The sequence below is a fragment of the Streptomyces sp. rh34 genome, assembly GCF_002551245.1.
Lineage (GTDB): Bacteria > Actinomycetota > Actinomycetes > Streptomycetales > Streptomycetaceae > Streptomyces.
In genome coordinates, this window is record NZ_NTGZ01000244.1 from 1 (window position 1) to 11070 (window position 11070).

Below are 11070 nucleotides of genomic sequence, written 5' to 3' on the forward strand. Positions count from 1 at the left end.
CCGCCGGACCGGTCGCCGTAGGCCCGCGTGCACGACCCGCCCCGCCCGCTCAGCGCGGCAGCACCATCACGTACGCGGCCGGCTCCCGGTCGGCCGCCGCCATCAACGCCGTCCGCACCACCGTCGCCTGCTGGTCCGCCGCCTCGCGCAGCTTCCTCGGCGTGAGGCGGACGACCGTGACCCCCAACCGCTCCAGACGCTCCCGCTGCGCGGCGTACGCGGACCACCGCGGGTCCTCCTCCGCCCGGCCCCTCCGCGCCGGCACGCCGTACCGGGGCGCCCGGGCGTCCAGCTCCACCGCCACGGCGTGATCGGGCCAGTAGGCGTCGACCCCGCCGAGCCGGGGCCCGCCCGGCAGGCGCAGCTCCACGTTCCACAGCGGCTCCGGCAGCCCGTGCTCGCGCACCATCGCGTACAGCCGTGCCTCCGCCACCGCCCGCCCCTCGGCCAGCAGCGAGTCGACCGCGCCCACCACGGCGGGCCGCCCCAGCAGCTTCGCCTCGCTCAGCTCCCGTACCACAGCGGCCGGTTCACAGTGCCCCTCGCGTACCGCCTCGGTCAGCAGCCGCCGGACGCACGCCGCGTCGGCCGTGCCCGCGACCGCGTCCGCCAGGGCCCGCTCCACCGGCGCGACGGGCACCTCGCCCACCCGCACCGCGCTCGGCATCGAGGCGGTCCGCAGCACCTCCACGAACCGGGTGGACCGCAGCCGCCGGGTGCGCGGCACCAGCACGTCGATCCGGTGCAGCGCCTCCACGTCCCCGGCCGCGGCGAAGCCGTACAGCGCGAGCGCGGCGACCCCGGTGACCATCGACTCGCCGTACCCCGCGTCCGGAGGGCCCGCCGGAGCCCGCCGCGCGGAGGCCGGCGGACGCCCCGCGTAGAGCAGCGCTCCGAGCAGCCGCTCCCGGCCGGTGGGCGGGCCCGGGTGCAGCAGATAGACCCCCGGCAGCAGGTGCTGCCAGGGGCCGCCGGGCAGGCACTGGGCGGACGTCTGCGCCGCGGACACGCCCCGCGCCCTCAACTGGGCGGCGGACAGGACACGGAGCGTCACGTCCCCGGAGGGAAGGGGGAGGTGGGGGAGACGGGGGGAGAGCGGGGTGTTCTGGGTCATGTCCCGGGGTTTCCCGCCCGTGGAGGGTGCCCTAACCCCTGTTACACGCCCGTCGACAATCCCGGACAACGCCGTCCTCAAGCACGGACGTTCAACAACCGAAAAGGGCCGTCGCGCCGGGAATCGGGGGAGGGGCGTCTCGGGCGGGTGTACGAGCGCCGCTTTCACGCCGCGCGCACGCCTTGCCCGAGCGCCCCCTCATGCGTACCCGCTCAGGCTCCGGAGGCCCGGTCGCACTCCTGGCCGCGCAGCGCCCGCGCGAGATCGTCGCGGGCCTCCAGCACCAGTCGCCGCAGCGCCGGGGCGGCGTCCTCGTGGTCGCCCAGCCACGCGTCGGTCGCCGCGAGGGTCGCGGGACTGTCCTGGAGACCGGGGAACATGCCCCGCACCACGTGCATGCCGATCTGGATGGACCGCTCCGCCCAGATCCGCTCGATCACCTCGAAGTAGCGGCTCGCGTACGGGGCGAGCAGCTCCCGCTGGGAGGGCTGCCCGAATCCGGTGATCGTCGCCTCGACCAGCGCGTTGGACAGCTTGTCCGACTCCACGACCGCCGCCCACGCCTGCGCCTTGACCGCCTCCGAGGGACGGGAGGCCAGGCAGCGTACGTGGTGGCGCTTGCCGGAGGCCGTGTCGTCGCGGGCCAGTTCGGCGTCGATCGCCGCCTCGTTCGCCACCCCGTGCGAGGCCAGCGGGGAGAGGAAGGCCCAGCGCAGCTCCTGGTCGACGTCGAGACCGTCGATCCGGGCCGTGCCCTCCAGCAGCCCGCCCAGCAGCTGGAAGTCCGCCTCGGACGAGGCGACCGCCGCGAAGAAACGGGCCCAGGTCAGCTGGTGCTGGCTGCCCGGCTCGGCGGTCCGCAGCTCGCGCAGCGCGCCGTCGGCCAGCGCCCGGCCGCCCTGCTCGCGCCAGTCGGGGACCGCGTAGTTGACCAGCGCGGACTGCGCCCAGGCGTGCAGCATCTGGAGGACGCCGATGTCGCTCTCCCGGCCGGCGAACGCCAGCACCAGCGCGACGAAGTCGCGGGCCGGCATCAGCGCGTCCCGGGTCAGGTTCCACAGGGCCGACCAGCACAGGGCACGGGCCAGCGGGTCCGTGATCTCGCCCAGGTGGTCGCGCAGCGTCGCCAGCGAGCCCTCGTCGAAGCGGACCTTGCAGTACGTGAGGTCGTCGTCGTTGACCAGGATCAGATCGGGCCGCTCGGAGCCGGCCAGGGCGTCCACCACCGTCCGCTCGCCGGCCACGTCCACCTCGGCGCGCGCGTAACGCGTCAGCTCGCCCTCCGGCGTACGCCGGTACAGGCCGACCGCGACGCGGTGCGGGCGCAGCTCCGGGTGCGAGGCGGCGGCCTCCTGGACGACGGCCAGCTCGGCCAGCTTCCCGTCCGCGTCGTACGTCGGCACGGGGGTGAGCACGTTGACGCCCGCCGTCTGGAGCCAGGAGCGGGACCAGGCCGTCATGTCGCGGCCGGACGTCTCGGCCAGCACCGACAGCAGGTCGCCCAGGCGCGTGTTGCCGTAGGCGTGGCTCTTGAAGTAGCGCCGGGCGCCTTCGAGGAACGCGTCGCGCCCCACGTACGCCACCAGCTGCTTGAGCACGGAGGCGCCCTTGGCGTACGTGATCCCGTCGAAGTTCAGCTTGGCGTCCTCCAGGTCACGGATGTCCGCCGTGATGGGGTGCGTGGAGGGCAGCTGGTCGGCGCGGTAGGCCCACGCCTTGCGGTTGTTGGCGAAGGTGATCCAGCCGTTGGTGAAGCGGGTCGCCTCGACCATCGAGAAGGAGCCCATGAAGTCCGCGAAGGACTCCTTCAGCCACAGGTCGTCCCACCACTCCATGGTGACCAGGTCGCCGAACCACATGTGCGCCATCTCGTGCAGGATGACGTTGGCACGCCGCTCGTAGGCCGCCGAGGTGACCTTGCCGCGGTAGATGTACTCCTCGCGGAAGGTGACCATGCCCGGGTTCTCCATGGCGCCGAGGTTGTACTCGGGCACGAACGCCTGGTCGTACTTCCCGAAGGGGTACGGGTAGTCGAAGTGGTCGTGGAAGAAGTCGAGGCCCTGCTTGGTGATCAGGAAGACGTCGTCCGCGTCGAAGTGCTTGGCGAGCCCCTTGCGGCACATCGCGCCGAGCGGGATCTCCAGCGTGGTGCCGTCGTCGAACGTACGGCTGTAGTGGTCGCTCACGTAGTGGTACGGCCCGGCGACGACGGCCGTGATGTACGTGGAGATCGGCTTCGTCTCGGCGAAGGTCCACACCCCGCCCTCGTGCGACTCCTCGGCCCCGTTGGACCAGACCCGCCAGCCGGCGGGGGCGGTCACCCGGAAGCGGTAGGGGGCCTTGAGGTCGGGCTGTTCGAAGTTGGCGAAGACGCGGCGGGCGTCGGCGGGCTCGTACTGCGTGTAGAGGTAGACCTCGCCGTCCTCCGGGTCGACGAAGCGGTGCATGCCCTCGCCGGTCCTGCTGTACGCGCAGCGGGCGTCGACGACGAGCGTGTTCTCGCCCTCGACGAGCCCGTCCAGCGCCACCCGCGTCCCGTCGAACACGACGGCCGGGTCGAGGGCCGTCCCGTTCAGCGTCACCGCGTCCACACCCGGGGCCACCAGGTCGGCGAAGGTCGAGGCGCCCGCACGGGCCGAGCGGAACCGGATCGTGGTCAGCGAACGGAAGGTCCGCGGGCCGGACCCGCCGTCGCCCCCGTCGGCCCCCTCGGGCTCGCCGACGGCGGACCGCAGGTCGAGCTCGACCTCGTATCCGTCGACGGTCAGCAGCTCGGCCCTCTTCTGGGCCTCGTCGCGGGACAGGTTTTCACCGGGCACGGGCACTCCTTCGTGACGCGCGTCATGTGTCGTGTTCGAACCCATTGATCCTTGCACGCGTCTTCGCGCGGCTTCATCCAGGGAATGAGAGCCCCGCCGGAGGCGTTCCCGCCCGCAGGTGGAACACGCACTTCTGAGGAGAGACATGCCCGAGAACACTCCGGCCAACGGCAAGACCCCGGTCGACTTCTGGTTCGACCCGCTCTGCCCCTGGGCGTGGATGACCTCGCGCTGGATGCTGGAAGTGGAGAAGGTCCGCGACGTCGAGGTTCGCTGGCACGTGATGAGCCTGGCCGTCCTGAACGAGAACAAGCTGGACGACCTGCCCGAGGAGTACCGCGAGATGCTGGAGAAGCAGGCGTGGGGCCCGGCCCGGGTCGTCATCGCCGCCCAGCAGCAGCACGGCGACGCGGTCCTCGGCCCCCTCTACACCGCGCTCGGCACCCGCTTCCACAACAACGGCGAGGGCCCCACCCGCGAGGCCATGGCCGCCGCGCTGAAGGACGTCGGCCTGCCCGCCGACCTGGCGGACCACGCCGACTCCGACCGGTACGACACCGAGCTGCGCGCCTCCCACAAGGAGGGGATCGACAAGGTCGGCCAGGACGTCGGCACCCCGGTCATCGCCGTTCCCGGCGCGGACGGCGAGCAGATCGCCTTCTTCGGCCCGGTCGTCACCCCCGCCCCCAAGGGCGAGGACGCGGCGAAGCTCTGGGACGGCACGCTGCTGGTCGCCTCCATCCCGGGCTTCTACGAGATCAAGCGGACCCGGACGCAGGACCCGATCTTCGACTGACGCCGGTCGAGCCGGTATCCGCGCGTATCCGCACAGGCCCGTGGCCGCGCGCGTTCGCACGGGCCGGTGGCCGCGCGTATCCGCACGGGGGACGATGACCCCATGCGGATACGCGCGGGCGAGGCGGCCGAAGCCGCCGCACTGACCGAACTGGCCCTCCGGTCGAAGGGGCACTGGCAGTACGACGCGGAGTTCCTGGCCGCCTGCCGTGAGGAGCTGACCGTCCGCCCCGCGGACGTGGCGGCCCGGCGGACGGCGGTGGCCGAGGAGGACGGACGGATCCTGGGCTTCACCACCCTGGACGGCGAGCCGCCGAACGGCGCGCTCGGCATGATGTTCGTCGAGCCGGACGCCTTCGGCAGGGGCGTCGGGCGCCGCCTGTTCGCCCACACCATGGGCGAGGCCCGCCGCCTGGGCTTCACCCGCCTCACCATCGACGCCGACCCGAACGCGGAGCCGTTCTACCGGGCCATGGGCGCGGTCCGGATCGGCGTCACGCCGTCCGGATCCATCCCGGGCCGCGAACTCCCGCTGCTGGAGATCGTGCCGGCCTGAGGGCCGCCGACAACGGGCCGGTCGGGCAATCCGGCCCGTTGTCAGTGGTGCGCCGTACGGTGAACGGCATGCGCATCTCACCGGAAATGATCACGATCGACTGTGCCGACCCCCAGGCGCTGGCCGCCTGGTGGGCCGAGGCGCTGGGCGTCCAGGAGACGCAGGACTACGACGCGTTCGTCGTCCTCGCGGCGACCCCGCTGGTCCTCGGCTTCCAGCGGGTGCCCGAGCCCAAGGCCGCCAAGAACCGGGTGCACGTCGACTTCTCGTCGCCCGACCGCCCGGCCGACGTGGAGCGCCTGGCGAAGCTGGGCGCGACCGTCGTCGGCGAGCAGTCGACGCAGGGGATGTCCTGGACGGTCCTCAGGGACCCGGAGGGCAACGAGTTCTGCCTCTCCGACGCCGGGAGCCACTGACCCGGAAGTCACTGACCCCGGGGGTCGCCGACCGGTGAAGCAGGGCCCCGGGCCTCCGCTACTTGAGGCCGAGGATCTGCTCCAGCGGGTCGATGACGAAGTAGACCAGGAAGAGCGCGGCGGTGCCCCACAGCAGCCAGTGGACTTCGCGCGCCTTGCCCAGGCACGCCTTGATCACCACGTAGGCGACGAAGCCGGCGCCGATGCCGTTGGTGATGGAGTAGGTGAACGGCATGACGACGATGGTGAGGAAGGCCGGGATGGCGACGTCGTAGCGGTCCCAGTCGATGTGCTTGACCTGGGTCATCATCAGGAACCCGACCACGACGAGGGCGGGCGCCGCCGCCTGGAGCGGCACGATCGTCAGGACGGGCGTGAGGAAGAGGGCGAGCGCGAACAGGCCGCCGGTGACCATGTTGGCGAAGCCGGTGCGGGCCCCTTCGCCGACACCCGCCGCGGACTCGATGTAGGTGGTGGCCGACGACGAGGACGCGGCGCCACCGGCGACGGCGGCCACACCGTCGATGAGCAGGACGCGGCCGAGGCCGGGCACCTGACCCCGCTCGTCCAGGAGCCCGGCCTCGGCGGTGACGCCCACGACCGTGCCCATCGTGTCGAAGAAGTCGGACAGGATGAGGGTGAAGACGAGCAGGACGACCGTCAACACGCTGACCTGGCCGAACGATCCGAACAGGTCGAACTGGCCGAGTAGCCCGAAGTCGGGTGCGGCGACCGGGTTGTCGGGCATCGAGGGCGAGGTCAGGCCCCAGGACTTGATGCGGGCGACCTCGTTGATGACGATGGCGACGACGGTCATGAGGACGATGCTGATGAGGATCGCGCCCTTGACCTTCCGGGCTACCAGCACGATCGTCAGGAGCACGCCGAGGCAGAAGACGAGCATCGGCCAGCCGGTGAGCGTGCCGGTGCCGAGCTGGACGGGCACGGTGGAGTTAGCGGCGTCGGGGATGCGGGTGACGAACCCGGCGTCCACGAAGCCGATGAAGGCGATGAACAGGCCGATGCCGACGCTGATGGCCTGTTTGAGGGGCTGCGGAATGGCGTGCATGATCGCCTCGCGCAGCCCGGTCATCACCAGAACGCAGATCAGCAGCCCTTCCAGCACGATGAGGCCCATCGCGTCGTCCCAGCTCATCAGGGGAGCGATCTGGTAGGCGACGACGGCGTTGATGCCCAGGCCCGCCGCCAGGGCCAGCGGCAGATTGCCGCCCACACCCATGATCAGCGTCATCACCGCGGCGACCAGAGCGGTGGCGGTGACCAACTGCACGTTGTCCAGCTGCTTGCCGAACTTGTCCTCCGCCCCGCCGAGGATGATCGGGTTGAGCACAAGGATGTACGCCATCGTGAAGAACGTGGCGAATCCGCCGCGTATCTCCTGGAGGTAGGTCGAACCGCGTTCGCTGATGCGGAAGAACCGGTCGACGGCGCCCCCCGACCCGTTGGACTTCGCGTCGGGCGGCGGGCTGGTCGTACTGGGGTGCATGACAGAGTCTCCTGAGCCTGCGAATGATGGGGAAGGGGGGTTTCGTCGGTGCTGCCCGAAGTGAGTGGCAGGCGCTGTGCGAACGCACATGCGGCACCTTGCGAGCGGATCATACGCGCCAACGGTGGGATCGCAACTACCCGCGTAGAGGGTCTCCTTGGCCCCATTTCGCCCTGTGGCTTCCTACGGAATCAGGGGTGACCTTTCAGCCAAACCGGCAGGCAGCCGACAGTGGGGATGGAAGTGCCGGTGACAGCTCCCCTACGCTCCGTATGTGCACCCACCACTCCCCTTCAACGCGCGGGCAGCGCGCGCCTTGCGCGAGAAACTCGGGATGGCACCCGGGCATGTCGCCTATGGCATGCGCGCGTCCTTCGGCACGTCACACGTCGGTCCCGAGCATGTGATCGCATGGGAGCGCGGAACCCATGTGCCGGACGCGACGGAATTCACCGCTCTGGCGGGCGCCTTGTGGTGTCAGCCCGCTGAACTCATGGGCCATCCACGCACCTTGCTCGAACACCGCATCGCACGCGGCGTTTCGGCCGAGGACGTCGCGCGCGCCACCGGCCTCACCCTTGACGCGTACCTGTCCATGGAGGAAGCCGGTCTGTGGACCGGCGACAAACGGCAGTCCGCCAAGCTCGGCGAGGTCCTCAGCCTGCCCCCGCGCGACTTCATCGCCATCACCCGGCTGGAGGAGGAACTCGCCCGCCTCCTCGCCGAGGCGGTCTCCACGCGCTGGCAGGCGCACATCCGCGACATCGCGCGGCTCGTCTCCATGGAGCGCCGTGATCTGAAGAGCCACCTGGCCGCCATGCACCAGGAGTACCAGGGCCTCATGGCGGCCACCTTGAGCCGGGCCGGCGGCGCCACGGCATCCGGCGAGGACGGGCGCCGCTACATCGAGAACATCGTCGACCACTTCTGGACCCGGCTGCCGGGGTCCTCCCAGACATAGGGCTCGTCGTCAGACCACCCAGGCCTGCCGACTCAGGCGAGGTGCTTGCTGAAGAAGTCGACCAGCTTGGCGACGGCAGGAGTCACGTACGGGTCGCGGTCGTACAGGTCGACGTGGGTGGCGCCCTGGACGAGGAACAGCTCGGCGTTGCCGGGGCTGTCGGCGACGGCCTTCTCGGAGAACCCGCGGGTCACGGCCTCGGTGCCGGCGATCATGAGCAGCGGGCGAGGCGCGATCTTGGCGACGTCGGCGAAGGAGTCGAACTGGTCGAGGAGATCCGCGCTGCGCACGACCAGGTAACCCGTGGAACGCGGGTGCCTGCCGCGGGGCGTCTTGTAGTAGTCGACGAACTCGGCCGTCGGGGCGGGGGTGTCGGCATGGGCCGTCTCAGGAAGCACGGCGAACGTCGCCGCGGGCTCGCCGGCGGCTTCGGCGCTGCGGAGGTTTCCGGAGTTCGTCACCATCGCCTGCCAGCCCTCAGGGTCGGCGCCGCGGAAGAAGCTGGGAACGTCGGTCCCGGACACGCCGGCCACGGCCTTCATCCGGTGGTCGGTCTGGGCGGCGTAGGGCACGTAGGCGCCGGAACCGCACACGCCCATGACGCCGATGCGGTCGGGGTCGATCTCGGGGCGGGTGGTGAGGTAGGAGACCGCCGCGCGGAAGTCCTCGGCGCGCTGGAAGGGGTCCTCCAGGCCGTGGGGCACGCCCTCGGATTCGCCCTGGAAGGCGGCGTCGAAGGTCAGGACGGCGAAGCCCTCCTTGACCAGCCGTTTCGCGTACGCCGCCGGCGCTTGCTCCTTGACGCCGGTCGTGGGGTGGCCGACGACGATCGCGGCGAGCGGGCGGTCGCCGCTGTCGGGGAGGTAGAGGTGGCCGGCGAGCTGCAGGCCGTTGGTGGGGAAGCGGACGTCGGTCCTCATTTTCTGCTCCTGCGGAATCGTGGGTGGCCGGCGATCTGCGGGCCTGTATCCACTGTCCGGCCGACAGCCGGGCGCAGGAAGGTCGGGCTGCTTCCTAGGAGGAATCTCTCCCAGGCAGAGCCTTTTCCCCGGTGCCATGCTGAAGGAATGACTGGTTCCGCGCATCTTCGTGAGCTCGGTGAGTTCCTCAGGCACCGCCGTGGCGAGCTCACACCGGCGCAGGTGGGGCTTCCCGAGCGCGCGCACACCCAGCGCCGGGTGCGGGGGCTGCGCCGCGAGGAGGTGGCTGAGCTCGCCGCGATCAGCACCGACTACTACGTACGCATCGAGCAGGGCCGGCTGGCACCGTCACCGCCGGTGCTCGAATCCCTCGCACGCGAACTACGGCTGGACCACGACCAGAGAGCGTACGTGGAAGGTCTGGTCACCCAGGCCGCACGGGCCGGACACCGCAAGACGCCGCGTCGGCCCCCTCGTCCCCACGTGCACCCGCACCTGACCCGGCTGCTCGGCCAGCTCACCAGCACACCCGCCATCGTCTTCGGCCCACGGCTCGACATCCTCGCGTGGAACCCCCTGGCAGCGGAGCTGCTGTGCGACTTCGCGGCCGTGCCCGAATCCGAGCGCAACTACATCCGCATGGTCTTCACCGACCCGGTGATGCGCGACATCTACCCGGACTGGGAGGACGTGGCCCGCACCTGCGTCGAGGTCCTGCGGATGGAAGCCGGAACGAATCCGACAGATCCGGCCCTCACCGCTCTCGTGGGCGAGCTGGCTGTCGGCGATCAGCAGTTCCGGGCCTGGTGGGCCGAGCACCGCGTCGCCCACCAGGACTTCGGCAGCAAACGCATTACTCACTCCACCGTCGGCGAGCTCACCCTCGACTGGGACACCTTCCGCTACGCCGGTGCCCCAGAACAGCAACTCGTCCTCTGGTCGGCCGAACCCGGCACCTCGGACGCGGAACGACTGGCCGCTCTGGCTCACGGCACGGCCAGAGTCCGTGACCTTCCTGAGCACCACGGCGACTGAACTGTTCGAGCAGCAGCGGACCGTCACCTAGTCCGCCCCCGGCGCCGCCGCCTCCAGCTCCGCCACCGTGCCCGACATCACCGTACGGATATGGCGCGTCAGGTGGTCCGCCGGCCAGTCCCACCAGGCCACCGCCAGCAGGCGCGCGACGTCCGCCTCCTCGTACCGGGTGCGGATCAGGCGGGCCGGGTTGCCGCCGACGATGCCGTAGTCCGGGACGTCCGAGACCACCACGGACCGTGAGCTGATGATCGCGCCGTGCCCGATGCGGACGCCCGGCATGATCACGGCCTCGTAGCCGATCCAGACGTCGTTGCCGATCACGGTGTCACCCCGGTTGGGCAGGCCCGTCAGCAGGTCGAAGTGGTCGGACCAGGAGCCGCCCAGGGTCGGGAACGGGAACGTGGACGGCCCGTCCATGCGGTGGTTGGAGCCGTTCATGATGAACCGCACCCCGGTGCCGAACGCGCAGAACTTCCCGATCACCAGGCGCTCCGGCCCGTAGTGGTAGAGCACGTTGCGGGACTCGAACTCCGTGGCGTGCTCGGGGTCGTCGTAGTACGAGTAATCCCCGGCCTCGATCAGCGGTGAGGTGATCAGGGGCTTCAGCTGTACCACGCGCGGCTGGCCGGGCATCGGGTGCAGGACGGTGGGGTCGGCCGGGACGGGCGCGGGGGCAGAAGTCATGAGGTCGCTTCCGGAGGGAGGAGGTACGGGCGGGTGTAGATCATCGTGGCATCCGGGCCCGGCGGGGCGCGGGCATTTTCCCGCCCGGCCGAGGTGGGACGATGCGGCGGTGCTGGAACTGCTGGAAGCGATCGAGGCGGTGGACTGGGGCGGCCTGCCGGGCCCCGCCGGCCTGTACGAGCCCGCCCGCGCCGTGACCGGTCTGCGCGCCCTCGCCACGGCGGCGGGCCTCGTCCGGGCCCTGTCTCTTATACACATCT

At 70.9% G+C, this 11070-nt stretch carries 10 protein-coding genes; 5 read left to right on the top strand and 5 right to left on the bottom strand.

What is annotated here, in order from left to right; translation table 11 throughout:
- Positions 1–49: 49 nt before the first annotated feature.
- Both CR470_RS30445 and pepN read right to left on the bottom strand, forming a co-directional pair.
- Positions 50–1114: a hypothetical protein gene (locus CR470_RS30445; RefSeq protein WP_097870709.1), complete on the bottom strand. Its 1065-nt coding sequence runs from the start codon at positions 1112–1114 to the stop codon at positions 50–52.
- Between the two features lie 212 nt (positions 1115–1326).
- Positions 1327–3933, bottom strand: a complete 2607-nt coding sequence (gene pepN / locus CR470_RS30450; RefSeq protein ID WP_097870710.1) for an aminopeptidase N — start codon at positions 3931–3933, stop codon at positions 1327–1329.
- A 145-nt stretch (positions 3934–4078) separates the two neighbouring features.
- Between pepN and CR470_RS30455 the strand changes: the two genes are divergently transcribed.
- The 3 genes from CR470_RS30455 (at position 4079) to CR470_RS30465 (ending at position 5700) form a co-directional block, all read left to right on the top strand.
- Positions 4079–4729, top strand: a complete 651-nt coding sequence (locus tag CR470_RS30455; RefSeq protein WP_097870711.1) for a mycothiol-dependent nitroreductase Rv2466c family protein — start codon at positions 4079–4081, stop codon at positions 4727–4729.
- A 102-nt stretch (positions 4730–4831) separates the two neighbouring features.
- The gene (locus CR470_RS30460; RefSeq protein WP_097870712.1) at positions 4832–5284 is read left to right on the top strand and encodes a GNAT family N-acetyltransferase; all 453 of its coding nucleotides are present in this window, start codon (positions 4832–4834) and stop codon (positions 5282–5284) included.
- Positions 5285–5352: 68 nt separating this feature from the next.
- Entirely contained in the window at positions 5353–5700 is a 348-nt protein-coding gene (locus CR470_RS30465; protein WP_097870713.1) for a VOC family protein, read from the top strand.
- A gap of 58 nt (positions 5701–5758) precedes the next feature.
- On the opposite strand, the gene CR470_RS30470 is transcribed toward CR470_RS30465, so the two are convergent.
- Positions 5759–7207, bottom strand: coding sequence for an NCS2 family permease (locus tag CR470_RS30470; protein ID WP_097870714.1), 1449 nt, complete (start codon positions 7205–7207; stop codon positions 5759–5761).
- Positions 7208–7541: 334 nt separating this feature from the next.
- Here CR470_RS30470 and CR470_RS30475 point away from each other — a divergent pair, with 334 nt between their 5' ends.
- Positions 7542–8168 carry a helix-turn-helix transcriptional regulator gene (locus CR470_RS30475; RefSeq protein WP_097870715.1) on the top strand — a complete coding sequence of 209 codons (627 nt, stop codon included), beginning with the start codon at positions 7542–7544 and terminating at the stop codon, positions 8166–8168.
- Between the two features lie 32 nt (positions 8169–8200).
- Here CR470_RS30475 and CR470_RS30480 read toward each other — a convergent pair whose 3' ends face one another.
- A complete protein-coding gene (locus tag CR470_RS30480) occupies positions 8201–9088 on the bottom strand; it encodes an alpha/beta hydrolase (protein ID WP_097870716.1) in 888 nt (295 codons plus the stop codon).
- A gap of 147 nt (positions 9089–9235) precedes the next feature.
- Between CR470_RS30480 and CR470_RS30485 the strand changes: the two genes are divergently transcribed.
- Positions 9236–10123 carry a helix-turn-helix domain-containing protein gene (locus CR470_RS30485; protein ID WP_097870717.1) on the top strand — a complete coding sequence of 296 codons (888 nt, stop codon included), beginning with the start codon at positions 9236–9238 and terminating at the stop codon, positions 10121–10123.
- Between the two features lie 27 nt (positions 10124–10150).
- Here the strand turns inward: CR470_RS30485 and CR470_RS30490 are convergent, their stop codons facing one another.
- A complete protein-coding gene (locus CR470_RS30490) occupies positions 10151–10810 on the bottom strand; it encodes a CatB-related O-acetyltransferase (RefSeq protein ID WP_097870718.1) in 660 nt (219 codons plus the stop codon).
- Positions 10811–11070 lie beyond the last annotated feature (260 nt).

What these genes read in the sequence shown, in the direction of transcription:
- CR470_RS30445 (WP_097870709.1), bottom strand. Translation starts at nt 1,114, where the DNA reads ATGACCCAGAACACCCCGCTCTCCCCCCGTCTCCCCCACCTCCCCCTT.
- CR470_RS30455 (WP_097870711.1), top strand. Translation starts at nt 4,079, where the DNA reads ATGCCCGAGAACACTCCGGCCAACGGCAAGACCCCGGTCGACTTCTGG.
- CR470_RS30460 (WP_097870712.1), top strand. Translation starts at nt 4,832, where the DNA reads ATGCGGATACGCGCGGGCGAGGCGGCCGAAGCCGCCGCACTGACCGAA.
- CR470_RS30465 (WP_097870713.1), top strand. Translation starts at nt 5,353, where the DNA reads ATGCGCATCTCACCGGAAATGATCACGATCGACTGTGCCGACCCCCAG.
- CR470_RS30470 (WP_097870714.1), bottom strand. Translation starts at nt 7,207, where the DNA reads ATGCACCCCAGTACGACCAGCCCGCCGCCCGACGCGAAGTCCAACGGG.
- CR470_RS30475 (WP_097870715.1), top strand. Translation starts at nt 7,542, where the DNA reads ATGGCACCCGGGCATGTCGCCTATGGCATGCGCGCGTCCTTCGGCACG.
- CR470_RS30480 (WP_097870716.1), bottom strand. Translation starts at nt 9,088, where the DNA reads ATGAGGACCGACGTCCGCTTCCCCACCAACGGCCTGCAGCTCGCCGGC.
- CR470_RS30485 (WP_097870717.1), top strand. Translation starts at nt 9,236, where the DNA reads ATGACTGGTTCCGCGCATCTTCGTGAGCTCGGTGAGTTCCTCAGGCAC.
- CR470_RS30490 (WP_097870718.1), bottom strand. Translation starts at nt 10,810, where the DNA reads ATGACTTCTGCCCCCGCGCCCGTCCCGGCCGACCCCACCGTCCTGCAC.